Raw genomic sequence first — 26,785 nt, forward strand, 5'->3', positions numbered from 1 at the left:
GCGCCTCAAGCGCCCCTTGCCTTGTCGATGCCGGTGCCCGGCTCAGTGGTTGTCGCGCGGCAGGCCCTTCAGCTGGGCGATCCGCTGGTAGGCGATCGCCGGCTCCAGCACGGCGCCGGTCGACATCTGGCCGACGATGGCGCGCTGGATCTCCTGCCACGGGGTCTGGTGGGCCGGGTACTGGTAGCCGCCCTCCGCCGCGAGCGTGGTGCGGCGTTCGGCCAGCTCCTCGTCCGAGATCAGGATGTCGGCGGTGCCGCGGCCGATGTCGATGCGCACCCGGTCGCCGGTCCGGATCAGCGCAAGGCCGCCACCGGCTGCCGCTTCCGGCGAGGCGTTGAGGATCGAGGGCGAGCCCGAGGTGCCGGACTGGCGACCGTCACCGATGCAGGCAAGCGATGAGATACCGCGCTTGATGAGGTAGTCGGGCGCCCGCATGTTCACGACCTCGGCCGCGCCGGGATAGCCGATCGGGCCGGCGCCGCGCATGAAGAGGACGCAGTGCTCGTCGATTGCGAGCTCGGGATCGTCGATGCGGTGGTGGTAGTCCTCCGGGCCGTCGAACACGATGGCGCGGCCCTCGAAGGCCTCCGGGTCGGCGGCGTTGGCGAGATAGCGTTCGCGGAACTCCGGCGAGATCACCGACAGCTTCATAATGGCGCTATCGAACAGGTTGCCGCGCAGCACGCGGAAGCCGGCATGGGTCTTGATCGGGTTGTCGAAGGTCTTGATGACGTTCGCGTCCTCGATCCGGGCGCCACGGCAGTTGTCGCCGAGGCTCTTGCCGTTGACGGTCGGCGCGTCCTCATGGATCAGGCCCTGCAGCATCAGCTGATTGACCACCGCCGGCACGCCGCCGGCATGGTAGTAGTCCTCGCCGAGATACTCGCCGGCGGGCTGCAGGTTGACCAGCAGCGGGATCTCCTCGCCGTACTTCTGCCAGTCGTCGATATCGAGCTCGACGCCGACATGGCGGGCGAGGGCGTTCAGGTGGATCGGCGCGTTGGTCGAGCCGCCGATTGCCGAGTTGACGCGGATCGCGTTGATGAAGCTCTCCTTGGTCAGAATGTCGGAGGGCTTCAGGTCCTCGTGCACCATGTCGACGATGCGCTTGCCGGTGAGATAGCTCATCTCCTGGCGGTCACGGTAGGGCGCGGGGATCGCGGCCGAGCCCGGCAGCTGCATGCCGAGCGCCTCGGCGAGCGAGTTCATCGTCGTCGCCGTGCCCATGGTGTTGCAATAGCCGGTCGACGGGGCCGAGGACGCCACGAGCTTGATGAAGCCTTGATAGTCGATCTCGCCCTTGGCCATCAGTTCGCGGGCCTTCCAGACGATTGTGCCCGAGCCGGTGCGCTCGCCGCGGAACCAGCCGTTCAGCATTGGGCCGACGGAGAGCGCGATCGCCGGAATGTTGACGGTCGCCGCCGCCATCAGGCAGGCGGGCGTGGTCTTGTCGCAGCCGATGGTGAGGACGACGCCGTCGAGCGGGTAGCCGTAGAGCACCTCGACGAGCGCGAGATAGGCAAGGTTCCGGTCGAGGCCGGCGGTCGGACGCTTGCCCGTCTCCTGGATCGGGTGAACCGGAAACTCCAGCGGAATACCGCCGGCCTCGCGGATGCCGTCGCGCACGCGCTTGGCGAGCTCGAGATGGTGCCGGTTGCAGGGGCTGAGGTCGGAGCCGGTCTGCGCGATGCCGATGATCGGCATGCCCGACTGAAGCTCCTCAAGGCTGAGGCCGAAGTTTAGGTAGCGCTCGAGATAGAGCGCGGTCATGTCCGGATTGCTCGGATTGTCGAACCAGGCGCGTGAGCGAAGCTTGGTCTGGGTCTCGTTGTTCTTCAGCATTTCGGGTCAACTTCTTGGCTGGATCTGAAAATCGGGCTTGGCTTCAGGTGGTCCGTCAGCGGATGTTTCCGGGCTGAAGGAAGAGGCGATGATGATCGTGGCTAGTCGAAGGCGTCGACGAGGGTGCGGCGGCCGAGCATGAAGGCATCGGCGACATGGCGGAGCGGCGAGACGTCGACGTCGGAGCGTCCCGCCCGGATGAGCTCGACGAAGCGGGCGTAGATGCCGTCATATTCGGCTTCCGGCGGCAACGTTACAACCGTGCCGTCCACCCGCATCTCGCTGCCGCCCTTCGACAGCATCAGGACGCCCTTGTCGGTCTCGACGGTGATGTCCCAGGTCTGCGGGCCGGTCTGGCGCCAGTCGAACTCGGCGGTGATCGGGGTGCCCAGGCGATCAGAGAAGGCAAGTTTGGCCGCGATTGGCTGCGCGCGGTTGGCCGGAAACTCCAGCGTCGAGGCGGTCAGGAAGAACGGCTCCGGCAGGATGCGGGTGACGATCGACAGCGCGTTGATGCCGGGATCGAAGACGCCGAGGCCGCCGGGCTCCCAGATCCAGTCCTGGCCGGGGTGCCAGTGGCGCACGTCCTCCTTCCACTCGACTTTGACCGAGCGGATCGCCGCCTCAGCGAGGAAAGCGCGCGCCGGCTCGACGGCCGGGGCGAAGCGCGAGTGCCAGGTGGCGAAGAGCGTCAGGCCCTTGGCGTTTGCGAGCTCCACCAGCGGCTCGATCTCGGCGAGCGTCGCGCCGGGCGGCTTTTCGAGGAGCACGTGCTTGCCGGCGGCGAGGGCCGCCAACGCATAGGCCTGCCGCACGTGCGGCGGTGTGCACAGCGAGACCGCCTTAATCTCGGGCGAGCCGGCGAGCATTGCCTCGAGCGTCTCGTAGTTGGCGACGCCTTCGACGGCGGCGTTGCGGCTGGCCGCGGCGGCGAGCGCGATGCCCGGCGTCCGGCCGAGCGAGGGGATGTGCTGGTCGCGGGCGATCTTGCCGACGCCGGCTAGTCCGAGCGGGATGGTGTCTGCGGTCATTTCCTACTGCACCTGATGGTTCTTGGAAGGGAGGGACGCGGCATCGGCCGCGTCCGGGTCCGGACAGTCGTCGTCCGGCTGGCTGTAGAGGGATGCGACCACGTCCTGGGCGGCACTCTCGATCAGCCGCCGCATGAACAGGCCGGCAGCCTCGCCGTCGCCGCGGCGGATCGCATCGTAGACGCGGGCATGCTGGCGCACCGTCTCCTCCTGCGGGTTCTGCCGCCAGGAGAGCGAGAAGGAGATCGACAGGCTTCGCTCGATCATCGTCCCGAGCGATCGCAGGATAGGATTGCCGGTGGCCTCGAGGATGATGCGGTGGAAGGCGAGGTCCGCGGCGATGAGCTCGGGCGAGCCGCGCGGGTTGTCGGCCATCGCCTGCAGCGCCTCAGCGAGCCGGGCCGACTGCTCCTCGGTGATGCGGCTGGCCGCCAGCCGAGCGGCTTCGGGCTCGTTGATCAGGCGCATCTCGTAGAGCGCCTCGACGAAGGGCCGGCGGTTGCCGACCATCAAGTGCCAGCGCATCACCTCGGCGTCGAGCATGTTCCAGTCGTTCGAATCACGCACCCTTGTGCCGACCTTCGGGCCGACGGTGACGAGACCCTTCGAGGCGATGTGGCGGATGGCTTCGCGTACCACGGTGCGCGAGACGCTGTAGGTCTGCTGGATTTCAGCTTCTGTGGGCAGCACGGTTCCGGCGACCAGTGCGCCGGAGGTGATCTTGCAGCCGAGATCGACGGCGAGCGTCATCGTACGATTGACCTTCTCGCCCTTGATGCGCCCCTCCGGGCGCGCCCGCTGCTGCAAGATGTCGTTCATTCCACCCCATCCGTCCCGCAATCATCCTATCATTGGCGTCTAAATAAGCAACGCTGCGTCCAGATGTTTACCAGATCGGGTATTGATATGATGAATGGTGCCGATCCCCTTGACAGTCCGATCAAAGGAAATCAAGCTTTGAGCGTCATACGAACTGCCCATCTCGCTCAGGGGCAGTGAGCGGCCCGGGAGAAGACGGCCGCGGTGACGAGGAGGAGCGGCTGAATTCGCGATGCGGTAGCCGGCGGTCGAAACCAGATTTCGAGCGCGGGGCGATTGCGTCAATAACCGTTTGATGAGGGAGAGTCGTGTGAAAACTTTGAAATTGCTTCTGGCTGGCGCCGTTTTCGGCCTGGCCGCTTTGTCGGGTGCCGCCTACGCGCAGGACAAGGGAACGGTCGGCGTGTCGATGCCGACGAAGTCGTCCGCGCGCTGGATCGCCGACGGCGACAACATGGTGAAGTCGCTGGAAGCCAAGGGCTATACCGCCGATCTTCAGTACGCCGAAGACGACATCCCGACCCAGCTGTCGCAGATCGAGAACATGGTCACCAAGGGTGCCAAGGTCCTCGTCATCGCCTCGATCGACGGCACCACGCTCACCGACGTGCTGCAGCAGGCCGCCGATGCCGGCATCAAGGTCATCGCCTATGACCGCCTGATCAAGAACTCGCCGAACGTCGACTACTACGCGACCTTCGACAACTTCCAGGTCGGCGTCCTGCAGGCCTCGACCATCGAGAAGGCGCTCGGCCTGAAGGACGGCAAGGGCCCGTTCAACATCGAGCTCTTCGGCGGGTCGCCGGACGACAACAACGCGTTCTTCTTCTACGATGGCGCGATGAGCGTGCTGCAGCCCTACATCGACTCCAAGAAGCTCGTCGTCCAGTCCGGCCAGACCGGCATGGACAAGGTCGGCACGCTGCGCTGGGATCCGGCGACCGCACAGGCGCGCATGGACAACATCCTGTCCGCCAACTACGCCGACAAGAAGCTCGACGCCGTCCTGTCGCCGTATGACGGCATCTCGATCGGCATCATCTCGTCGCTGAAGGGCGTTGGCTACGGCGCTGCCGACATGCCGATGCCGGTTGTCTCCGGCCAGGACGCCGAAGTCCAGTCCGCCAAGTCGATCATGGCCGGCGAGCAGACCTCGACGATCTTCAAGGACACCCGTGAGCTCGCCAAGGTCACCGTCGACATGGTCGACGCGATGGCTGCCGGCACCGAGGTCAAGGTCAACGACACCACGACCTACAACAACGGCGTCAAGGTGGTTCCGTCCTACCTCCTGAAGCCGGTCGCGGTCGACAAGACCAACCTCGAGGAAACCCTCGTCGGCAGCGGTTACTACACCGCCGACCAGCTGAAGTAAGAAGAACCGCTTGTGATCGAGGCTCGGGTGGCTCACGCTTCCCGGGCCTTTCTGCTTGAAGCTTGAACCCGGCCTTTCCCACCGGCGCAACTTGCCCCGGTCCCGGACGTGGCGGAGGACACGATGACTCCCATTCTGGAAATGCGCGGTATCACCAAGACGTTTCCGGGCGTTCGCGCGCTCGACAACGTCAATCTCTCGGTGCGCGCCGGCGAGATCCACGCCATCTGCGGCGAAAACGGCGCGGGCAAGTCGACGTTGATGAAGGTGCTCTCGGGCGTCTATCCCAGCGGCACCTACGAAGGCGAGATCCGCTACGAGGACGAGAAGCGCGAGTTTCGTGACATCGCGGACTCCGAAAAGCTCGGCATCATCATCATTCACCAGGAGCTGGCCCTTGTGCCGCTGCTGTCGATCACCGAGAACATGTTCCTCGGCAACGAGGTGGCGCGCTACGGCATCATCGACTGGGACGCCGCCCATGCGCGGACCCGCGAGCTCCTCGCCAAGGTCGGGCTGAAGGAAAACCCGACGACGCTGATCAAGGATCTTGGCGTCGGCAAGCAGCAGCTGGTCGAGATCGCCAAGGCACTCGCCAAGGACGTCAAACTGCTGATCCTCGACGAGCCGACCGCCAGCCTCAACGAGAGCGACAGCCAGGCTCTCCTCGACCTCCTGCTGGAGTTCAAGGGGCAAGGCATGTCAGCGATCATCATCTCGCACAAGCTGAACGAGATCTCCCGCGTCGCCGACCAGATCACCGTTCTGCGCGACGGGTCGACCGTGTCGACGCTCGACTGCAAGAAAGAGCAGATCTCCGAAGACCGCATCATCCGCGACATGGTCGGCCGCAACCTCGACGACCGCTACCCGCCGCGGACGCCGAAGATCGGCGAGATGCTGTTCGAGGTCAGCAACTGGAACGCCTTCCACCACCTCAGCGCCCAGCGCCAAGTGCTGAAGGACATCTCCATCAACGTCCGCAAGGGCGAGGTCGTCGGCATTGCCGGGCTCATGGGGGCAGGGCGCACCGAGCTCGCCATGTCGGTCTTCGGCAAGGCCTATGGCCGCAACATCTCGGGCGAGGTCAAGATGCACGGCAAGACCGTGGACGTCTCGACCATCGGCAAAGCGATCGATGCCGGCATCGCCTACGTCACCGAGGACCGCAAGCAGTACGGCCTGGTGCTCGAGGACGACATCAAGCAGAACATTTCGATGGCGAATCTCTCCGGCATCTCAAATGCCGGCGTCATCGACAACCACAAGGAGCGCGAAGTGGCGGAGGGCTATCGCAAGAAGCTCAACATCCGCTCCTCCGGCATCCTGCAGAAGACGCTGAACCTCTCCGGCGGCAACCAGCAGAAGGTCGTCCTGTCGAAGTGGCTGTTCTCGGGTCCCGAGCTGCTGATCCTCGACGAGCCGACCCGCGGCATCGACGTCGGCGCCAAGTTCGAGATCTATTCCATCATCAACCAGCTGGCCGACGAGGGCAAAGGCGTCCTTGTCATCTCCTCGGAAATGCCGGAGCTTCTCGGCATCTGCGACCGCATCTACGTCATGAACGAAGGCCGCATCTGCGCCGAAATGCCGGCCGCCGAGGCGAGCCAGGAAAGCATCATGCGGGCGATCATCCGTTCCGGCCAACCAGTCCAGGATAAAGCGCAATGAGCATCAAGACGGCCGACGAGCCGACCTCCGCCGGCAAGGGCTTCGACCTCGGCTTCTTTAAGGCGCACATCCGCGAATACGGCATGCTGCTCGCCCTCGTGGTGATCATGGCGTTCTTCCAGGTGATGACCGGCGGCGTCCTGATGAAGCCGCTGAACCTCACCAACCTGGTGCTGCAGAACAGCTACGTCATCATCATGGCGATCGGCATGCTGCTGATCATCATCACCGGCCACATCGACCTTTCCGTCGGCTCGGTCGCGGGCTTCATCGGCGGCCTCGGCGCCGTCCTGATGGTCAAGCAAGGAATGGACGGCTTCTCGGCCTCGCTGATCTGCCTCGCCGTCGGCGCGCTCATCGGCGGCGCGCAAGGCTATCTCGTCGCCTACTTCAAGGTGCCATCCTTCATCGTGACGCTCGCCGGCATGCTGGTCTTCCGCGGCCTGACGCTGAAGGTGCTGGGCTCGGCCTCGGTCGGCCCGTTCCCGGAGGCCTTCCAGCTGCTCTCCAAGGGCTTCATCCCGGACTTCCTCGCGGGCACGCCGGGCGTCCACATGACGACGCTGCTGCTCGGCGCTGCCGCCGCCGCGCTGCTGCTCTTCCTCAGCGCCCGCCGCCGGCAGAAGCAGACGCGCCTTGGCCAGGTCGACGAGCCGTTCGCGCTGTTCCTCGGCCGCAACATCTTCATCACCGCGGCGATCATGCTGATCACCTGGCTGCTCGCCTCGTACCGCGGCTTCCCGAACGTCCTGATCGTCATGGCGCTCTTGATCGCGGTCTATGGCTTCGTCACCACCCGCACCACGGTCGGCCGCCGCATCTATGCGGTCGGCGGCAATGAGAAGGCGGCGAAGCTCTCGGGCATCAAGACCGACCGGCTGACCTTCTTCACCTTCGTCAACATGGGCGTCCTCGCCGCGCTGGCGGGCCTGATCTTCGCCGCCCGCCTGAACTCGGCGACGCCGAAGGCCGGCGTCGGCTTCGAGCTCGACGTCATCGCCGCCTGCTTCATCGGCGGCGCCTCGGCCTATGGCGGCGTCGGCAAGGTGATCGGCGCGGTGGTCGGCGCCTTCATCATCGGCGTGATGAACAACGGCATGTCGATCCTCGGCATCGGCATCGACGACCAGCAGGTGATCAAGGGCCTTGTCCTTCTCGCCGCCGTCTGCTTCGACGTCTACAACCGCAACAAGGCCTGAACCGCCAAAAGTGACAGGGCGGCTCCAGGGCTAGCTGACCACTGAAAGGGCCCGGACCTCAAGACGAGGTGCCGGGCCCTTTCCTTTGCCGGGCGAGCTTTTCGCCGGGTGGAGGGATGGGAAGACGCAGCGGTACTTTGTCACCTGAAGGTACAGGGCGTTTCACGCGCGGCCTGCAGATGCTAGCGTGCACCCTCGGCAGGCACGCGCGAATGACGCTGCGGCGACCAACCTTTCTCGCCACGATCGCGTGGTAGAAGTGCGTTGCGCGCCAAGACCGACACCGGTCGACGGGCGGGGGGAAACTGGACCACGATGACGATGCGATACCCGAGTGCCGCTTTCCTGCTCCTGCTGGCACTCGCTCCAGTCCGGTCAGTTCTCGCCGACGAGGCGACAGCCCCTGTGCAGCGCACGGTCCGTCTCCCCGCCGCCACGGTCGTCACCTCGTCCATGGCAAGGCTCACCCAGACCGTGCCGATCAACGGCTCGCTCGTCGCCCGCGAGACGGTGTCGGTGATGCCGCAGGTCACTGGCTACCAGATTATCGAGGTCACGGCCGACGTCGGCGATACCGTCGCGAAGGGCGAGGTGCTGGTACGTCTAGACCGCGCGCCGCTGGAGTCGCAGCTTCGCCAGACCGATGCCGAGATTGATGCGGCCCGCGCCACCATCGCCCAGAACGGCAGCCAGATCGAAGGTCAGCAGGCGACGCTGGTGCAGGCGACCAGCATCCTCGAACGCGCGCGCAAGCTGCTCGCCAATGGCGCCGGCGCGCGTTCGACCCTCGACGACGCCGAGGCGACATTTGCCGGGGCCACCGCCTCGCTGCAGGCGGCGCGCGATGCGCTGACCACCGCCACCGCCCAGCTGGAGCAGATCCGGGCGCGGCGCGAGGCGCTGGCGCTGCAGCTGGCGCGCACCGAGGTCGTGGCGCCGGTCGCCGGCGTCATCGCCACCCGCGCGGCCAATGTCGGGCAGAACGCCGGCATGGAAACGGCGGCGATGTTCACGCTGATCCAAGACGGCGAGATCGAGTTCGACGGCCAGATCATCGAGACGGCGCTAGGCCAGGTGAAGCCCGGCCAGAAGGCGACGTTGCGGCTGTCCGGCTTCGAGAACCGCCTCGGCACCGTCCGCCTGCTCTCGCCGAACGTCGATCCGAAAACCCGGCTCGGCAGCGTCAAGATCAGCGTCGACGATGATCGCGGCCTGCCGATCGGCATCTTTGCGAGTGCCGTTGTCACCACGGCCGCGCGCGATGCCGTCACCGTACCGCTGTCGGCGGTGGTGCCGAGCAGCGCCGGCGACACGGTCCAGGTCGTCGATGCGGCCGGTGTCATCGAGGTGCGGGTGGTGTCGACCGGGATCGTCGAGAACGATCTGGTCGAGATCGCCAAGGGCCTTGCGGCGGGCGAGACCGTGGTCGCGAAGTCGGGGCCGTTCTTCCGCAATGGGATGAAGATCAGGCCGGTTACGGCGCCCATCTCCGGGGCGCCGGAGCCGAAGCCCGAGGAGATGGCGCGGGGCGATGTCGCCGGCAGCGGCAAGGCGGTGGCCCAGTGAACTTCTCGGCCTGGTCGATCCGCCATCCGGTTCCGCCGATCGCCATCTTCCTGGCGCTTCTGGCCATCGGCATTGTCGGCTTCCTCCGGCTGCCGATCACCAACTTCCCGAACATCGACATCCCGATCATCATCGTCAGCGTCGCCCAGCCCGGATCGGCGCCGTCGGAGATCATGACCCAGGTCGGCCAGCCGATCGAGAACTCGATCACCAGCGTCTCGGGCGTCAAGCACATCACCACGGTCGCGACCGATTCGACGCTGTCGACGACGGTCGAGTTCGACCTCGAGTCGGATTCGCAGCGGGCGCTGAACGACGTGAAGGATGCCGTCACCCGCGTGCGCTCGGACCTGCCGGCCTCGGTCGAGGAGCCGATTGTCCAGCGCCTCGACGTCACCGGCCTGCCAATCGTCACCTACTCCGTCACCGATCCCAACCGGACCATTGCCGAGCTCTCGCATTTCGTCGACGACGACGTGGCGCGCGAGCTGCAGGGGCTGAACTCCGTCGGCGACGTGCGCCGCGTCGGCGGCATCGACGAGCAGATCAATGTCGATCTCGATCCGGCGCGGCTCGCCTCCCTCGGCATCACCGCGGCCGAGGTCAGCCAGCAGCTCTCTGCCACCAACATCAATCTCGGCAGCGGCCGCGGCGATCTCGGCAGCCGCGAGTTCTCGATCCGCGCCCTCGGCTCCTCGCTATCGGTCGCCGATCTCGCTGCGCTTCCCATCGTGCTGTCGGAAGGGCGGTCGGTTCGGCTCGATCAGATCGGCCGCATCAATGACGGCGGTGCCGAGATCCGGTCCTATGCGAGTTTCGATGGCGAGCCGATCGTCGCCTTCCAGATCCTGCGCTCGACCGGTGGTTCCGACACCGAGGCGGCCGACAGCGCCTATGCGGCGGTCGAGAAGCTGAAGGCGCTCTATCCCGAGGTCACCTTCGCCAAGATCGACGACGTCTCGGTCTACACCCGCGGCAATTACGAGCAGACCATGGACACGCTCTACGAGGGCGCAGCGCTCGCCGTCGTGGTGGTCTTCCTGTTCCTGCGCGACTGGCGGGCGACGCTGATCGCCGGTGTCGCCTTGCCGCTGTCGGTGATCCCGACCTTCTTCATGATGTGGGTCCTCGACTTCTCGTTGAACGGCATCAGCCTGCTCGCGGTGACGCTCGTCACCGGCATCCTCGTCGACGACGCCATCGTCGAGATCGAGAACATCGAGCGGCACATGGCGATGGGCAAGTCGCCCTACAAAGCCTCGATGGAGGCGGCCGACGAGATCGGGCTGACGGTGGTGGCGATCTCCTCGACCATCGTCGCGGTCTTCGCGCCGGTGTCGTTCATGTCCGGCATTGCCGGCCAGTATTTCCGCCAGTTCGGACTGACCGTCGCCATCGCCGTGCTGTTCTCGCTCGCCGTCGCGCGGTTCCTCACGCCGATGATGACCGCCTACTTCCTGAAGGACCGCGGCCATGGCCAGCGGCCCGACGGCTTCATCATGCGGAACTACCTCCGCATCCTGCGCTGGACGCTGCGCTGGCGGTGGATCACGCTCGGGCTGGGTCTTGCCTTCTTCGCCGTGTCGATCTGGTCGGCGACGTTGCTGCCGACCGGTTTCATCCCTGAGGAGGACAATGGCCGCTCGTCACTGTCGGTCGAGCTGCCGCCGGGATCGCAGGTCGAGGACAACATGCGTGTCACGGCGGCGATCGCCGAGAAGCTGCAGGCCATTCCCGAGGTCGCCGACGTCCTCATCACCGGCGGCAACGGTCCGGGTGGCGGCTCCGTCGCCGATCCGACGCAGGCCGTCATCAGCCTTTATTACGTGCCGAAGGCCGAGCGCAGCCTCGGTAAATACCAGATCGAGGCGAAGATCGAGGAGGCCATCGCCGGCATTCCCGACATCCGCACCTATTTCGCCAATGATGGCGGCCAGCGCGCCATCGTCCTTTCCATCCTCGGCGAGGATCAGGGCAAGGTCGACGCCTATGCCCGCGATCTCGTCGACGCCATCTCCGCTCTGGGTTCGGTGAAGAACGTCACCTCCGGCGCCTCGCTGATGCGCCCGGAAATCCAGATCACGCCGAAAGGCGACGTCGCGGCCGAGCTCGGCGTCACCGCCAATGCCATCGCCGAAACCATCCGCGTCGCCACCATCGGCGACGTCGAGGCGCGGCTGGCGAAGTTCAACCGCGGTGACCGGCAGGTGCCGATCATGGTTCGGCTGAACGACGACGCCCGCCGCGACCTCTCGAACCTCAGCAACCAGATGGTCCCGCGCACGGGCGGCGGCAGCGTGCCGCTCGGCGTCGTCGCCACAATCGCGCTCGCCGACGGCCCGACCAAGCTCGAGCGCTACGACCGCAGCGCCCGTGTCACCATCGGGGCTGACCTGCCGGCGGGGATGCCGCTCGGCGAGTCGGTCGCCGCCATCTACGCCCTTCCGCTCGCCGCCAACCCGCCGCCCGGCGTCTACATCCAGAGCTCGGGCGACGCGGAGGTGATGCAGGACGTTTTCTCGTCCTTCGGCCTTGCGCTCGGCGCCGGCGTGCTGATGGTCTATGCGGTGCTGGTGCTGCTGTTCGGCGGCTTCCTGACGCCAACGACGATCCTCCTGTCGCTGCCGCTATCGGTCGGCGGCGCCATCGTCGCGCTTTACCTTGCCAATGATGCGATCAGCCTGCCGGTGGTCATCGGCTTCCTGATGCTGATGGGCATCGTCACCAAGAACGCGATCATGCTGGTCGAGTTCGCGGTGATGCAGGAGCGCGCCGGCGTGCCGCGCCGCGAGGCAACGCTCGATGCAGCCCACAAGCGCGCCCGGCCCATCGTGATGACCACCATCGCGATGATCGCCGGCATGGTGCCCTCCGCCATGGGCATCGGCGAGGGCGGCGAGTTCCGCTCGCCGATGGCCGTCGCGGTGATCGGCGGCCTTATCGTCTCGACCATGCTTTCGCTGGTCTTCATCCCGAGCCTCCACAGCCTGATGGAAGGGTTCGGCGATCGGCTGAAGCGCGTTTTGACGCGTTTGGTCAATCCGCCGACGGCTGCCGACCGCGGCGTCGCGCAGCCCGGCGAGTAGCGGGCAGGCACTTGCAGAAAAGGGCGCTTAGGCCCGGGAAGACGGGGCGTCGTCTTCCGTCTTCTCGCTTTCGACGACGCCGCGGGTTTCCAGCCAGGTGGCGATGACCCACCACAAGAGGGCCCAGCTGGCGCCGGCGGCCCAGCCGGCCAGCACGTCCGTCGGCCAGTGGACGCCGAGGTAGACCCGGCTGACGCCGATCATCAATGTCAACAGAGCCGCTACGGAGAGGAGGTAGATCTTCATCCCGCGTTGCGGCTGGACGCGGGCGACGAGGACGGCGAGCGTCAGGTAGACGACGGCCGACAACATGGCATGGCCACTTGGAAAGCTTGCCGTGTAGGTGATCGAGCCGTGCGGCACGAGGTCGGGCCTTGGCCGGTCGAAGCCGCGCTTCAACAGCGAGGACATGATAAAGCCGCTGAAGATCGCGGTGATGACCAACACCATCGAGCGGCGATTGCCTTGCATCCACAGGAAGCCGGAGACGGCGATGGTGATCAGCGTCAGGATGCCGACACCGCCGAGGGCCGTGAAGTCGCGGAACATCTCCTGCAGCCAGCCCGGCCCGTAGGGGTTCTGCGGGTTGGCCGCGTCGCGCAGCGCCAGAAGCAGCCAGGTGTCGAAGGCATGCGTCCCGCCTTCCATCACCTCTTCGGCGATCGCCGCAAATCCCCAGACGCCGAGGGCGACGAGCACGAGGCGCAGAAGCGTCCATGCCTCGACGTGTCGACCGGTCCACTGCAGCAGGTCGCGGGGAGTGAGGCGCATGAGTTTTCCTTGATTGCCGCCGTTTCGGACAACAAGGATAGGGCAGGGGCGAGGGAAGTCGTGGTAAAATCGTCGGCCCGTACGACGGTCCGTTCCGAGCCGGGATTGTACGGTTTCGTTTGATCCTTTTCGTTGACTTAGTTTCTGGCACTGAACATACGCGTGAGGCTGCGCGATGCGAGTTTTGCATCGTGGAAGAGGCGATCCCTGGGGTCGGTCTAGCGACCGGAAGACGTGGCGGAACAGATGGCAGCGAAGCAGCAATGGCCTGTCGATGGCGGAGAAGCTGGCGAGCTTGTCAGAACCTTCGATTGGTCCAGCACCTCGCTCGGCCGCCTCGATGACTGGTCGCCGGTATTGCGCTCCGTTGCCGATGTCGTCGTTAATTCCCCGATACCGAAAGTGCTGATGTGGGGGCCGGACCACACAATGCTCTACAATGACAGCTACCGCATCATCGCCGGCGGGAAACACCCGCTCGCCTTCGGCGGTGCGGTGGATACGATCTGGCCGGAGATCTGGGACTGGAACAGGCAGGTGCTGGCGGCGGGCTTTCGCGGCGAGGTGCAGGCCTTTCGCGAGCAGACCCTCGTCCTCAACCGGAATGGCATCCGCGAAGAGGCGACCTTCGACCTGTTCTACACCCCGATCCGGCAGGATGACGGCGAGATCGGCGGCGTCCTCTGCACGGTGCTCGAGACGACGGTCGCCGTGTCCGCGCAGCGCGAACTGGCCCGCCGCGAGGCCGAGCTGCGGACCATCACCGATTCCCTGCCCATTCTGGTCGCCTTCGTCGACCGCAATCTGATCTACCGCTTCGCCAACAATCACTACCGTGAGTGGCTGGGGCTCGATCCGGCCGACATCATTGGGCGCCATGCGCGGGTCATTCTCGGCGACGAGGCCTATTTCGAGCGCCAGCCGCTGCAGGCCCGCGCCTTGGCCGGAGAGATGATCGTGTCGGACGGCTGGATTCCCCGCCCGGACGGTTCGCGGTCGATGGCCGAGATCCGCTATATCCCACGGATCGCGGCGGACGGCTCCGTCGAGGGCATTCATGTCCTCGCGTTCGACGTCGACGCCCGCAAGCGCAATGAGGAGCAGTTGCGCCGGCATGCCGAGGAACTGCAGCAGAGCGTCCGCCAGCGCGCGATTGTCGAGGAGCAGTTGCGCCAACTGAACGAGAACCTCGAGAGCCGGGTCGCCGCGGTGATTGAGGAGCGGCGGCAGGCTGAGGTAGCGCTGGCGCAAGCACAGCGGATGGAGACGATCGGCAAGCTGACCGGCGGCGTCGCGCACGACTTCAACAACCTGCTGCAGGTCGTCTCCGGCAATCTGCAGCTGCTGGAAAGGGACATCCGCGGCAACGAGCCGGCCGAGCGCCGGGTGCAGAATGCACTCGCCGGCGTCGAGCGTGGCGCCCGCCTTGCCGGCCAGTTGCTCGCCTTCGGGAGGCGGCAGGCGCTGGAGCCGAAAGTCGTCAACGTTACCCGCCTGGTGCGGGACATGGACGACATGCTGCGCCGGGCGATTGGCGAGAGCATCGAGATCGAGACGGTCGCTGGCGGTGGCTTGTGGAACACGTTCATCGATCCGCACCAGATCGAGAACGCGCTTTTGAACCTTGCGATCAATGCCCGCGACGCCATGGACGGAGAGGGCAAGCTGACCATCGAGCTCGGCAATGTCAGCCTGGACGATGCCTATGCCCGCTCGCATCTCGAGGTCGTCGCCGGCCAGTATGTGATGATGGCGGTCACCGATACCGGCTGCGGCATGGCGCCGGAGATCATCGACAAGGTGTTCGAGCCGTTCTTCTCGACCAAGACCGAGGGCAAGGGCTCAGGCCTTGGGCTCTCCATGGTCTACGGCTTCGTCAAGCAGTCCGGCGGCCACATCAAGATTTATTCCGAAGTGGGCCATGGCACCACCATCCGGCTCTATCTCCCGCGGGCGCAGGCGGCCGAGGACATCGAGGTGAAGCTGTCTTCGGACCGAGTGATCGGCGGAGCCGAGACGGTCTTGGTGGTCGAGGACGACGAGGCGGTGCGCGCGACCGTCGTCGAGATGCTGACCGATCTTGGCTACCGCGTCCTCAAGGCCGTGGACGCCCAGTCCGGGCTCAGCGTCGTCGAGAGCGGCATTCCGATCGATCTCCTGTTCACCGACGTGGTCATGCCGGGGGCGCTGAAGTCGACGGAACTCGCCCGGCGGGCCAAGGAGCGCCTGCCGGACATCGCCGTGCTGTTCACCTCGGGATACACCGAGAACTCGATCGTGCACGGCGGGCGGCTCGACGCCGGCGTGGAACTCCTGTCGAAACCCTACTCGCGGGAAGCGTTGGCTCGGAAGGTGCGGCACGTGCTGTCGCTCCGCGAGCAGAAGGCCGACCCGCAGGCCGGCCAAGCGCCAGCGCTCGAAGAAGCCCCACGCCAGTTCACCCCGCGGACGATCCTCCTCGTCGAGGACGATGCGCTGATCCGGATGAACTCCGCCGACATGCTGCATGATGCGGGCCATGTCGTCGTCGAGGCCGACAATGCGGAAGATGCGATCGCGGCGCTGCAGACGACGGCGATCGACGTTCTCGTCACCGATGTGAACCTTCCCGGCATGTCCGGCCCGCAACTGGCCGATCGCGCGCGGCAGCTCCGCCCGGGCATTGCCGTCGTCTTCGCCACCGGTGACGCGAAGGTTGCGAATGCGGGCGATGCAGTGGTGCTGCAGAAGCCCTATGGCTCCGGCGAATTGGATAAGGCTGTCCGCCAGGCGCTCGATGGAACGGGGCGCTGACCCGCCGGTAGGCCTTTGGCGTGATGGTGGGTCCAAGGTCGGCGGGAGGGTCCGTCACCCTGAAGGAGAGACGATGTGATCGAGCTTGAGAACGCCCGCGACGCCTTGGTTGTTATCGACGCGCAGAACGATTTCTGCTCCGGCGGTGCACTGGCGGTCAGCGACGGCGATGCGGTCGTGGCGGTCATCAACGCCCTCGCGCCGCGCTTCGGCAACATTGCGATGACGCAGGACTGGCATCCGCCCGGCCATATCTCCTTCGCCTCGACGCATCGCCGCCGGCCTTTCGACACCATCACGCTGCCCTATGGCGTTCAGGTGCTCTGGCCGGACCACTGCATCCAGGGCAGCGCCGGCGCCGAGTTCCACCCCCGGCTCGATCTCCGCGGTGCCCAGGCGATCGTTCGCAAGGGTTTCCATGGCGATGTCGACAGCTATTCCGGCCTGATGGAAGCCGACCGCGCAACGCAAACAGGTCTCGGGGCGTATCTCCGCGAGCGCGGCATTGGCCGCCTCTTTCTCGCTGGCCTCGCGACCGACTTTTGCGTCGCCTGGACGGCGCTCGATGCCCGTGCCGCAGGTTTCGAGGTCGTGCTCATCGAGGATGCCTGCCGGGCCATCGATGTCGAGGGATCGCTGGCGCGGGCGATGGCCGAGATGACGCAGGCTGGCGTTGTGCTCGCAACTTCTGCCGACATCCACCGCTGACGTCTACCAGCCCCGCGTGCCCGGCGGTCCCTTGAACGGGCCGGCTACATGGCGCGTAATCCAGCCGCCGTAGAAGTCGCCCGCCTGCGGCGTCACGGTCTCACCGTCGACGAAGCAGGCATCGACGCGGCCAGGGTAAAAGGCGAACCAGCCGGCGACGGCGAGGAAGTCCGGGGTCGGGCGCGGATAGGACCACGCCGCGTCCTGCGCAGTTCGCCCGCCGACGACGATGTCGTGGTAGGAGGCGCCGCCTTTCCACTCGCAAAGTGTCCGTGTCGACGCCGGCACCAGTAGCGCGGTATCCACGTCTTCCGGCGGGAAATAATAGGATGGCGGATGGCTGGTCTCGATCGCCCGCATGCCCCGCCGGGTCTCGGCGATCGTCTGGCCCGAGAAGACCACGCGGAGGTGGAAGCCGACCGGCTCGATCCGGGCCGGTCGCGGGAAGTCCCACACGCTTTCCTGGCCGGGGGCGGGGGTGTCTCTTTGCGGGTGTTTGAACATGCGGGCATTATGGGCGTCGTGGCGCCCAAGGGCGAGATGCCTTTCCCGCAATCACCCCGAACTGATCGCTTGACGGGTCGTTAGGGAGGCTGAATCGCCGGGTCAGCATTCGGCTCCACGCAGTTGATCCGACGCTGGTTTCCGAGCCGGACCACCGGCGGGAATGCCGATGTCCTCTGCCAATCCAACCCCCGCGGTTCGAACCGTCCGGACGGGCCACGGCGTCGGCAGGCGCTAGAAAAACGCCTGCAGCCCGGTCTGCGCGCGGCCGAGGATCAGCGCATGGACGTCGTGCGTGCCCTCATAGGTGTTCACCGTCTCGAGGTTCTGCGAATGGCGGATCACGTGATACTCGCCCATGATGCCGTTGCCGCCGTGCATGTCCCGCGCCTGCCGGGCAATGTCGAGCGCCTTGCCGCAATTGTTGCGCTTGACGAGGCTGATCATCTCCGGCGCCATCTTGCCCTCGTCGAACAGCCGCCCGACGCGCAGCGATCCTTGCAGTCCGAGCGCGATCTCGGTCTGCATGTCGGCGAGCTTCTTCTGGATCAGCTGGGTGGCGGCGAGGGGCCGGCCGAACTGGCGGCGTTCCATCGTGTAGTCGCGGGCGCGCTGCCAGCAATCCTCGGCGGCACCCATCGTGCCCCAGGAAATGCCGTAGCGGGCGCGGTTGAGGCAGCCGAACGGCCCCTTGAGGCCGGAGACGTTGGGCAGGAGGTTCTCCTCCGGCACGATCACGCCATCCATGACGATTTCACCGGTGATCGAGGCGCGCAGCGACAGCTTGCCGGTGATCTTTGGCGCCGAGAGGCCGGCCATCCCCTTTTCGAGGATAAAACCGCGGATCTGATCGTCATGCGCTGCTGACTTCGCCCAGACGACGAAGACGTCGGCGACGGGGGAATTCGAGATCCACATCTTGGCGCCGGTGAGCCGGTAGCCGTCGGCGACCTTCTCGGCGCGCGTCGTCATGCCGCCGGGGTCGGAGCCCGCCTCGGGCTCGGTCAGGCCGAAGCAGCCGATCCATTCGCCGGAGGCAAGCTTCGGGAGGTATTTCTGGCGCTGGGTGGCGTCGCCATAGGCGTAGATCGGGTACATCACCAGCGAGGACTGCACCGACATCATCGACCGGTAGCCTGAATCCACGCGTTCGACCGCGCGGGCGACGAGGCCGTAGGAGACATAGGAGGCCTCTGCGCAGCCGTACTCCTCCGGCAGCGTCACGCCGAGCAGGCCAAGTTCGCCCATCTCGTTGAAGATCGCGCGGTCGAAGGTCTCGTCGCGATAGGCGTCGACGACGCGCGGCCGCAGCTTTTCTTCGGCATAGGCGCAGGCGGTCTCAAAGATCATCCGCTCGTCGTCGCTCAACTGGTCGTCGAGGCGGAAAGGGTCGGTCCAGTCGAAGCGGGCGGGTTCGGGTTGCCGGCTCTCGCTCGTGGTCGCGTGGCTCATGATTGCTGCCTTATCCATCCTGCATCCGCTGGCGGACGCCGTCGCCGCATTATGACCGCTGGGGGCGGCCGGTCCAGTCCTCATCGAACGGCGCCGTCGATGGCGGCCTGCCGTCGCGAAGGCTATAAGCCTGCAGCACTTGCTGCTGCCGCACCGAAACGCCTGAAGGACTGCCCGATGCTGCTCGATCACGATCCCGTTCGCGCCTTCCTCCCCTATCCGCCGGTGGCCGTCGCTGCTGCTGCCGACGGTCCCCTGAAAGGTCTCCGCCTCGGGGTGAAGGATCTGTTCGACGTCGCGGGCTACCCGACCGGTTGCGGCAATCCCTCGATCCTGGCGTCCAGCGGCATCAAAGCGGTGACCGCGCCGTCGATCCAGCGCCTGCTCGACGCCGGTGCGGTGTTCGCCGGCAAGACGCAGACCGACGAGATCGCCTATTCGCTGTTCGGCGCCAATCCGCATTTCGGCACGCCGGTGAACACCAAAGCGCCGGGCCGCATTCCCGGTGGCTCGTCCTCGGGCTCGGCAGCGGCGGTCGCAGCTGGGCTGGTCGACTTCGCCATCGGCACCGACACCGGCGGTTCGGTGCGGGCGCCCGCGAGCTTCTGCGGCCTCTGGGGCTTTCGCCCGACGCAAGGGCGGATCTCGCTTGAGGGCTGCATGACGCTGGCGCCGAGCTTCGATACCCTCGGCTTCTTCGCCCGCGATGGGGCCACGCTGCTGCGGGTTGGCGACGTCCTCCTTGGCGACGACCCGGCGCCGCTCTCGTCCGTTCCGCGGCTGCTGCGGGCGACCGACATGTTCGCCCGGCTGGGGCCCGACGCCATGGCGCTTCTCGGTTCGGCGTCAGGACAGGTGCGCACCGAGCCCGTCGACGTCTTCGGCGACATGCCGGCGCATCAGGTGTTCGATGCCTTTCGCATTTTGCAATCGCGGGAGATCGTCCGGCAGATCGATCCCTGGCTGGAAGGGCGGAACTGGTACATGGGCGGTCCGGTCAGCGAGCGCCTGGCACTTGCCCGCACGATCGATGCCGACCAGGAAGCGGCCGCGGACCGCGCCCGCAGCCGCTTTCGCGCCGCCATGGACGCTTGTCTCGGCCAGGACGGGGTGCTGCTCGCGCCGGCGGTGGCCGATGCGCCGGTGCCGCTTGTCGCCTCGCCGGAGGTGAACGAGAGCTTCCGCATCGGCGCCATGACCTTGCTGTCGGTCGCGGGGCTGGCCGGACTGCCGCAGGTCGTCGCGCCTGCCGGCATGCTCGATGGCGGTCCGCTCGGCATTTCGCTCATCGGGCCGCGCGGCTCAGATCGCGCGCTGCTCGCGCTCGCCGCCAACCTTTGGCCTGACGCCAACGGTTGATCTGCTGTCGCTCCCACCAGGGACGGGCACCGTAACCGCCACCTTTGGGCAATATTCCCAAGTCCGTGAAACCGATGGCATGGCACTTGCATTTGGGGACGGGTGACGGGTTAACCTTCGTCCTGAAAGCTTGCACGCGGGGAGTGGCATGAAGATACGCGCAGGGTTCCACGTCGCCTACGAGGTTTGGCAGCCCACCCCGATGCTGCTGGTGCTGAACATTCATCCCTCGCGCCGCGTCGACCTCCTGACCGACCAGGTGCTGAGCTTCGACCGGCCGATCGAGGCCTGGGACTACACCGACGGTTTCGGCAATGCCTGCAGCCGCATCGTCATGCAGCCCGGCGTCACCACCATCTCGACCGAGTTCGAGATCTACGATACCGGGCTTCCGGACGTGCAGGCCTGGGATGCGGTGCAGCACGACATCAAGGATTTGCCGGACGATGTCCTGGTCTACCTCCTCGGCAGCCGCTACTGCGACACCGACAAGCTCGCGAACTTCGCCTGGCAGAATTTCGGCCACACGCCTTTCGGCTGGGGCCGCGTGCAGGCGATCTGCGACTACGTCCACAACCACATCACCTTCGATTACCAGAAGGCCGATGCTACCCGCAGCGCGCATGACGGCCACACCGGCCGCTTCGGCGTCTGCCGTGATTTTTCGCACCTTGCCGTAACACTTTGCCGCTGCATGAACATTCCGGCGCGCTACTGCACCGGCTACCTCGGTGACATCGGCGTCCCCGCGGTGCCGTCGCCGATGGATTTCAGTGCCTGGTTCGAGGTCTATCTCGGCGGGCACTGGTACACGTTCGACGCCCGCCACAACACGCCGCGCATCGGCCGCATCCTGATGGCGATCGGCCGCGACGCGACCGACGTGGCGCTGTCGACGAGCTTCGGCCCGTCGAACCTCTCTCGCTTCGACGTCATCACCGACGAGATCCAGCCGGCATCCGCCATCGCGGCGCAGTAGCCGTACCGCAAAGGCGGATCAGCACATCAGCGGACGCGCTGCCTCAAGCGGCGCGTTCGAGCAGTTTGTCCAGCACCCTTGCCTCCAAGGCTCCGAACTTCGGCGTGCCGCGCTGCCGCGGGCGGGCGAGGGGCACCCGCATATCGAGGGCGATCTGGCCGTCCTCGATCAGCACGATGCGGTCCGCGAGCGTCACCGCCTCCGAGACATCGTGCGTCACCAGCACGGCGGTAAACCCTTGATTCCGCCAGACGCGCTCGAGAAAGCGCTGCATGTCGATCCGGGTCAGCGCGTCGAGGGCGCCAAGCGGCTCGTCGAGCGCGAGGAAGCCGGGGTGGCTCACCAGCGCGCGCGCCAGCGCCACGCGCTGCCGCTGACCGCCCGACAGGACGGAAGGCCATTCGCCACCGCGGTCGCCGAGCCCGACCTCCTCCAGGGCGGTAGCGGCAAGCTTGCGCCTGGCCGCGCGCGGCAGCTGGCTGTCGGTGCCGAGGGCGACATTGTCGACAATCCGCTGCCAGGGCAGCAGGCGCGGTTCCTGAAACAGGAAACGCCCCGTCGCCCGTGCGGCCGTCACGGCAGGCTTTCCGGCGATCTCGATCCGGCCGTCGTCCGGCTGTTCCAGCCCCATCAGCAGCCGCAGCAGCGTAGACTTGCCGCAGCCCGATCGCCCGACGATCGCCAGGAACTCGCCCGGCCGGATGTCGAGATCGATGCCGTCCAGCACCGTCTTGTCCCCATAGCGCTTGGAGAGGCCGCGCACGCTCACGGTGGCACCCATAGAGCGCGACACCGTCACCGGCTGGGCGAGGGTCTCGTCGCGGGCAAAGCGCAGTAGCGGTGGGAAGAAGGCAGCGTCCATGTCGGGTCCTCCGGGATGTTGCGGGGGTTAGCGGTAGGCCGGGTTCCAGGAGAGCGCCCGCCGCTCGGCGAGGCGCACCACACTGTCGGCGAGCTTGCCGAGGGCGGCGTAGATCAGGATGGCGAGGATCACGACGTCGAGCTGCATGAACTCGCGTGCCTGCATCGCCATGTAGCCGAGGCCGGAAGAGGCCGAGATCGTCTCGGCGACGATCAGCGTCAGCCACATGATACCGAGCGCGAAACGCACGCCGACGAGGATCGACGGCAAGGCGCCCGGCAGGATGACCCGCGCAAAAAGCTCGCCCGGTCCAGCGCCATAGACCCGGGCCATCTCGATCAGCTGCGGGTCGACCGAGCGGATGCCATGAAAGGTATTGACGTAGACCGGGAAGAACACGCCGAGCGCGACGAGGAAAAGCTTCGCCTCCTCGCCGATCCCGAACCAGATGATGACCAGCGGGATGAGCGCGAGGTGCGGGATGTTGCGGATCATCTGCACCGAGGTGTCGAGGACGGTCTCCGACATCCGCGAGAGCCCGTTGGCAAGGCCGAGCGCGAAACCGATGGCGCCGCCGACGAGGAACCCGCTGAGCGCGCGTCCGACGCTGACCCTCATATGCTCGGCCAGTTGCCCGTTTTCGGCCAGGCGGATGAAGGCATCGAACACCGCCGTCGGCGCCGGCAGGACGTTCTTCGGAACGTAGCCGGTCTGGCTGGCGATCTGCCACGCCGCGAGCACGGCCAGCGGCACGAGAAAGGGCAGCGCCCGGTCGGTCGTCTTCGTCATGGTCGATCCTGCATCTGCCGCCCGCGCGGCCGGCTGGCGCGGGCGGGCGGCTGGTTGCGAAACGGGGCGAACCGGGCGCTTCAGGGCTTAGCCCTGCGGCGCCGTCCACACGATGTCGCGCACGGCGATCGGCGCGGGGATCAGGCCGAGCTTGGCGAACCGGTCTGCGACCTCCTGCTGGGTTTTGACGATGTCGTCGGTCACCGGTGTCACCGTGAACTCGCCGCGATCGGCGGTCAGCTTCTGGATCTCGATCGGCACGCCCGTCGCCGCGCTCAATGCCTCGGCCACGCCGTCCTTGTGCGTGTTCGCCCACTTGCCGGCCTCGCCGAGCGCGCCGATCGCCTGCCGCAACACGTCGGGATGCGCCTTGGCAAAGCTTCCATTGGCGAGGAAGAAGGAGTTCGTCTTGCCAAGGATCTCTGGTCCCGCCGCCAGCACGCGGGCGTCTGAGTTTAGCTCGGCGCCGGCATAGAAGGGGTCCCAGATGCTCCAGGCGTCGACCGAGCCGGTCGAGAACGCAGCGCCGGCGTCGGCGGGGCTGAGATAGACGGGCTCTATGTCGGCATAGCCGAGGCCTGCCCTTTCCAGCGCCGCAACGGCGACGTTGTGGGCACTCGAGCCCTTGGTGAAGGCCAGCTTCTTACCCTTCAAGTCTGCCACTGACTGGATCGGGCTGTCCTTCTGCACGAGAATGGCCGAGTTGCGGCCCGTCGACGGGAGCGCCGCGGCGTAGACGACATCGGCGCCCGCCGCTTGGGCGAAGATGATAGGCGAGTCGCCGGTGGTGCCGAAGTCGATCGAGCCGACGTTCATGGCCTCGAGCAGCGGCGGGCCCGACTGGAACTCGATCCAGTTCACCTTGATGTCCTCGTCGGCCAGCGCCTTCTCGATCAGCTGCTGGTTGCGCGCCACGACGAGGACGCCGTTCTTCTGGAAGCCGACATTGAACTCCTTGAGGTCGGCAGCGGTCGCCGAAAGGCTCGAAGCGGCAAGGAGCGCCAGGGAGGCGGCGCCGACGATGAGAGATCTGAGGGACATCCGGGTTTCCTTTGCTGTGAGGGGGGCTGTGAAGGGGAGAGGCGCCGCTCGCCGTCGGGAGGACATGGCGAACGGCGCGCCGCGGGCCGGGCGGTTCGGGAGCCCGCCGGCCGGGCGGATCAGTCGGCGCCGGCGTGAACGCCGTAGCGGCCATGGCTGTAGACGAGCGCTGCGCCGTCCCCGGTGACGACGGCGCGCACCCGGCCGAAGACCAGCGCATGGCTGTGTCGCTCGACAATGTGCTCGACCTCGCAGTCGATCGAGGCAAGGGCGCCGTCCAGCGCCAGGGCACCGGTCTCGAGGACGGTCCAGTCGGCGCCCTGGTAGCGGTCGGCGCCCTTCAGGCCGCCACGCCCGGCAAAGCGGTCCGCGATCTCCTGCTGGCCGGCCTCGAGGATGTTGACGCAGAAATGGCCGCCGTCGCGAATGGCCGGCCAGGTCGAGGAGGCGAGGTTGATCGACACCAGCATGGTTTCAGGCTCCATCGACAGTGAGTGGGCGGATGTCACCGTGGCCCCGGTTCGGCTGTCGCCGCGCCCGGCGGTCACCACCGAAACGCCGCCGACGAGGTGGCGCATGGCGGATTTCAGCCCGGCACGTTCCGGGGCGGGAGGCGGCGAGGGCCGGGTGAGGACGGCGGATGCGGACATGGCGGCTCCGGATGCGTAAGTGGAAAGGGATGCGGCCCGCCGGATCGACGGAGCCTCAGTACCGATTCGGCTTACCCGGCCGGCCGGAGCGTCGCGGCTTCGCGGCGGGCGAGGAAAGCGGCCTCCGGAAAGGACGGGCGTGGCAGAGGCGCGGTCTGCGCCTGCGTCTGACGGCCGCGCAAGGCTTCTGCGAGGATCACACCGTCGGGCCAGGGGCCGAAGCCGCTGGCGACGTTGATGTGGCCGGCCTCCCCGAGGTCGACGAGGCCGGCGCCCCAGAGCTTGGCGAGTGCTGTTGCCCGCGAATAGGTCATGAACGGATCGTTGCGGCTGGCCACGACGATCGAGGGAAACGGCAAGGCAGCGGTCGGCAGCGGCGCGAAGTCTGCAAAGCCCAGATCCTCTCCGGCGAACCCGTCGGCATCGGCCGGCGCGACCAGGAGTGCTCCGCCGATGTGGGCTGCCGAGGGGCGGCCGGCGAGGTGGGCGACAAGGGCGCAACCAAGGCTATGGGCGACCAGCACCGCCCCCGGGGCGGAAGACAGATGCATCTCGAGGACATGCAGCCAGTCGGTGAGGACCGGATGATCGAAGTCCTCCTGTTCGACGATCTCGACCAGCGGATTGTCGGCGGCCCAGTGCCGCTGCCAGTGTCCCGCCGGCGACCCATGGTAGCCGGGGATGATGAGCGTATGGATCATCGGCCAGTCCTCCTTGTCCCGAAACATCGTTCGATCTGCAGGCAAGGTAGGGGACGCCGTCGGTGCTGGAAAAGAACAAAATACTATATTGATAGATTTATGAGATAAACTTCTGCGGCTCCGCGGACGATCTCCCTGCGCCTTTCAGCGGAGCAGGGAAAGCGGAGCGACCGTCCTCGGGGCGTCCTGGAGCACGGCGTGGAGACGCTCGGCCAAGGCTGCGCATTGCAGGCGGATGTCGGGGATCGCGGTGACCTCCCAGAACCGTGCCCGCGTCACCGGTCCGACGGCGAAGAGGGTCGGCGAGGCCTGACCGGCCTGGTTGACCACCGCGCACTGCTCGTCGACGTCAATCCCGATCTTCAGCGCATCCGGTCGGGCAAGGCCGCGCTCGATCAGGCTGGCGATGAGGCCTTCGCGGTGCTGGGTGACGTCACGCAGGATGCCGGTGCAGTCGATGACCTTGCCGACCGCCAAGGTCTCGGCAACTGCGGCGCCCCGACGGCGAAACCGTACCTCGACGCCCCGCTCCGTCGTCTCGACCCCCTGGAAGTAGCCGGTGACGATGTCGAGCCGCTCCCGCGTCGCGGCCGCGCGGATCTTCACCTCGCTCTCCGGTGGCAGGCGGTGGCGGTGCACCTCCCAGAACGTCCGGACATGGCGCAGGAAACGCTTCTTCGCCTCGGGCGTCAGCGACTGCCAGAGCTTGGCGGTATGCGGGCGGATGCCGTCGACCACGTCCCGCCAGTCGCCGCCGCGCTCGCTCGCCCAGACAACGGTCTGCCGGAACCAGTGCAGCAGATAGGAAATCTCGGTGCCGAAAGGCACGTCGGCGGCGTCGATCCGGATCGGCGTATTGCGCTTGTGGACGCGGGGCAGCAATCCCCGGCGCGACAGCGCGGTGATCTTGCCGCGGTGTCCCTCGTTGGCAAGCTGGATCACCGCATCGACCATCGACAGGCCGGTGCCGAGGATCAGCACGGGATCGTCCGGCCCGATGCCGGCCTCGGCCGGCGTCGACCATGCGCCGATATAGGGGCTCCCGGCGGCAAACCCTGGCACGGCATGGCCGGTCGCCAGCACGGCGGCGTGGCCGATATGGCTGGTGTTGTCGGCGAGGTCGACGACAACACCGCCCGCCGTGGTGCGGATACCCGTACATTCACCGGAGACGATCTCCAGGCGGCCGTCGCCGGTCTCCGCCAGCCATGGTTTCAGGAGATCGCCGAGGTAGCGGCCATAGAGGCTGCGCGAGACGAAGCAGAACGGATCGGAGCAGCGGAGGTCGTCCGGCGCGCCGGTCTCAATCAGCCAGCGCCAGAAATGCTCGCTGTCCTCGGCGAAGGCGCTCATCGAGCCGGCGCGGGTGTTGAGGATGTGGTCGCGCTGCTGAGTGGAGTAGGCGATGCCACGGCCGATCTCCGGCCGTTGCTCGATGATCGCGACCTTGACGCGGCTGCCGTCCCGTCCGAGGAGCCGCGCGGCGAGAATCGCGCCGCTGGCGCCGCCGCCGACGATGATGATGCGCTTGCCGGTCATGCCGCGGCCCTCCCGCAGGACCGGTCCAGGTCGGCTGGTCGCGTC

Annotated in this window: 21 protein-coding genes; 9 read left to right on the forward strand and 12 right to left on the reverse strand. The window is 66.6% G+C overall.

The window, feature by feature from the left end:
- Positions 1-42: 42 nt before the first annotated feature.
- The 3 genes from ACZLZY_RS01700 to ACZLZY_RS01710 form a co-directional block, all read right to left on the reverse strand.
- Positions 43-1,845 carry an IlvD/Edd family dehydratase gene (locus tag ACZLZY_RS01700; protein WP_472931678.1) on the reverse strand — a complete coding sequence of 601 codons (1,803 nt, stop codon included), beginning with the start codon at positions 1,843-1,845 and terminating at the stop codon, positions 43-45.
- Positions 1,846-1,946: 101 nt separating this feature from the next.
- Positions 1,947-2,876 (reverse strand): Gfo/Idh/MocA family protein, encoded by a 930-nt coding sequence (locus ACZLZY_RS01705; protein WP_472931679.1) that lies wholly within the window; start codon positions 2,874-2,876, stop codon positions 1,947-1,949.
- Between the two features lie 3 nt (positions 2,877-2,879).
- A complete protein-coding gene (locus ACZLZY_RS01710; protein WP_472931681.1) occupies positions 2,880-3,695 on the reverse strand; it encodes a FadR/GntR family transcriptional regulator in 816 nt (271 codons plus the stop codon).
- 295 nt (positions 3,696-3,990) lie between these two features.
- On the opposite strand from ACZLZY_RS01710, the gene chvE reads away from it, so the two are divergent.
- The 5 genes from chvE to ACZLZY_RS01735 all read left to right on the forward strand — a co-directional run bounded on the left by chvE (position 3,991) and on the right by ACZLZY_RS01735 (position 12,592).
- Complete coding sequence (gene chvE / locus ACZLZY_RS01715; RefSeq protein WP_472931682.1) at positions 3,991-5,070, forward strand: multiple monosaccharide ABC transporter substrate-binding protein; 1,080 nt, start codon at positions 3,991-3,993, stop codon at positions 5,068-5,070.
- Positions 5,071-5,193: 123 nt separating this feature from the next.
- Positions 5,194-6,741, forward strand: a complete 1,548-nt coding sequence (mmsA, locus tag ACZLZY_RS01720) for a multiple monosaccharide ABC transporter ATP-binding protein (RefSeq protein WP_472931683.1) — start codon at positions 5,194-5,196, stop codon at positions 6,739-6,741.
- Positions 6,738-7,940 (forward strand): multiple monosaccharide ABC transporter permease, encoded by a 1,203-nt coding sequence (gene mmsB / locus ACZLZY_RS01725; protein ID WP_472931684.1) that lies wholly within the window; start codon positions 6,738-6,740, stop codon positions 7,938-7,940. Before mmsA ends, mmsB begins: the two co-directional genes overlap by 4 nt.
- Positions 7,941-8,255: 315 nt before the next feature.
- Complete coding sequence (locus ACZLZY_RS01730; protein ID WP_472931685.1) at positions 8,256-9,506, forward strand: efflux RND transporter periplasmic adaptor subunit; 1,251 nt, start codon at positions 8,256-8,258, stop codon at positions 9,504-9,506.
- On the forward strand, positions 9,503-12,592 hold the full coding sequence (locus ACZLZY_RS01735; protein WP_472931686.1) for an efflux RND transporter permease subunit: 3,090 nt from the start codon (positions 9,503-9,505) through the stop codon (positions 12,590-12,592). Before ACZLZY_RS01730 ends, ACZLZY_RS01735 begins: the two co-directional genes overlap by 4 nt.
- Positions 12,593-12,619: 27 nt before the next feature.
- On the opposite strand, the gene ACZLZY_RS01740 is transcribed toward ACZLZY_RS01735, so the two are convergent.
- Positions 12,620-13,363: a phosphatase PAP2 family protein gene (locus ACZLZY_RS01740; protein ID WP_472931688.1), complete on the reverse strand. Its 744-nt coding sequence runs from the start codon at positions 13,361-13,363 to the stop codon at positions 12,620-12,622.
- A 246-nt stretch (positions 13,364-13,609) separates the two neighbouring features.
- Here ACZLZY_RS01740 and ACZLZY_RS01745 point away from each other — a divergent pair, with 246 nt between their 5' ends.
- Positions 13,610-16,156: a hybrid sensor histidine kinase/response regulator gene (locus ACZLZY_RS01745; protein WP_472931689.1), complete on the forward strand. Its 2,547-nt coding sequence runs from the start codon at positions 13,610-13,612 to the stop codon at positions 16,154-16,156.
- 75 nt (positions 16,157-16,231) lie between these two features.
- On the forward strand, positions 16,232-16,864 hold the full coding sequence (pncA, locus tag ACZLZY_RS01750) for a bifunctional nicotinamidase/pyrazinamidase (protein WP_472931690.1): 633 nt from the start codon (positions 16,232-16,234) through the stop codon (positions 16,862-16,864).
- A gap of 3 nt (positions 16,865-16,867) precedes the next feature.
- Here pncA and ACZLZY_RS01755 read toward each other — a convergent pair whose 3' ends face one another.
- Both ACZLZY_RS01755 and ACZLZY_RS01760 read right to left on the reverse strand, forming a co-directional pair.
- Positions 16,868-17,368 (reverse strand): DUF427 domain-containing protein, encoded by a 501-nt coding sequence (locus ACZLZY_RS01755; RefSeq protein ID WP_472931691.1) that lies wholly within the window; start codon positions 17,366-17,368, stop codon positions 16,868-16,870.
- Between the two features lie 234 nt (positions 17,369-17,602).
- The gene (locus tag ACZLZY_RS01760) at positions 17,603-18,820 is read right to left on the reverse strand and encodes an acyl-CoA dehydrogenase (RefSeq protein ID WP_472931692.1); all 1,218 of its coding nucleotides are present in this window, start codon (positions 18,818-18,820) and stop codon (positions 17,603-17,605) included.
- Between the two features lie 177 nt (positions 18,821-18,997).
- Here ACZLZY_RS01760 and ACZLZY_RS01765 point away from each other — a divergent pair, with 177 nt between their 5' ends.
- Together ACZLZY_RS01765 and ACZLZY_RS01770 are read left to right on the forward strand one after the other, a co-directional pair.
- Positions 18,998-20,179 (forward strand): amidase, encoded by a 1,182-nt coding sequence (locus tag ACZLZY_RS01765; protein WP_472931693.1) that lies wholly within the window; start codon positions 18,998-19,000, stop codon positions 20,177-20,179.
- Between the two features lie 148 nt (positions 20,180-20,327).
- On the forward strand, positions 20,328-21,158 hold the full coding sequence (locus ACZLZY_RS01770; protein ID WP_472931694.1) for a transglutaminase-like domain-containing protein: 831 nt from the start codon (positions 20,328-20,330) through the stop codon (positions 21,156-21,158).
- 43 nt (positions 21,159-21,201) lie between these two features.
- Here ACZLZY_RS01770 and ACZLZY_RS01775 read toward each other — a convergent pair whose 3' ends face one another.
- The 6 genes from ACZLZY_RS01775 to ACZLZY_RS01800 form a co-directional block, all read right to left on the reverse strand.
- The gene (locus ACZLZY_RS01775; protein WP_472931695.1) at positions 21,202-22,020 is read right to left on the reverse strand and encodes an ATP-binding cassette domain-containing protein; all 819 of its coding nucleotides are present in this window, start codon (positions 22,018-22,020) and stop codon (positions 21,202-21,204) included.
- A gap of 27 nt (positions 22,021-22,047) precedes the next feature.
- Complete coding sequence (gene ssuC / locus ACZLZY_RS01780; protein WP_472931696.1) at positions 22,048-22,809, reverse strand: aliphatic sulfonate ABC transporter permease SsuC; 762 nt, start codon at positions 22,807-22,809, stop codon at positions 22,048-22,050.
- An 87-nt stretch (positions 22,810-22,896) separates the two neighbouring features.
- Positions 22,897-23,850 (reverse strand): sulfonate ABC transporter substrate-binding protein, encoded by a 954-nt coding sequence (locus ACZLZY_RS01785; RefSeq protein ID WP_472931697.1) that lies wholly within the window; start codon positions 23,848-23,850, stop codon positions 22,897-22,899.
- A 119-nt stretch (positions 23,851-23,969) separates the two neighbouring features.
- The gene (locus ACZLZY_RS01790) at positions 23,970-24,500 is read right to left on the reverse strand and encodes a flavin reductase family protein (protein ID WP_472931698.1); all 531 of its coding nucleotides are present in this window, start codon (positions 24,498-24,500) and stop codon (positions 23,970-23,972) included.
- 71 nt (positions 24,501-24,571) lie between these two features.
- A complete protein-coding gene (locus ACZLZY_RS01795) occupies positions 24,572-25,201 on the reverse strand; it encodes an RBBP9/YdeN family alpha/beta hydrolase (protein ID WP_472931699.1) in 630 nt (209 codons plus the stop codon).
- Positions 25,202-25,345: 144 nt separating this feature from the next.
- Entirely contained in the window at positions 25,346-26,740 is a 1,395-nt protein-coding gene (locus ACZLZY_RS01800) for an FAD/NAD(P)-binding protein (protein WP_472931700.1), read from the reverse strand.
- Positions 26,741-26,785 lie beyond the last annotated feature (45 nt).

Source organism: Mesocryomonas lacus (assembly GCF_055730135.2).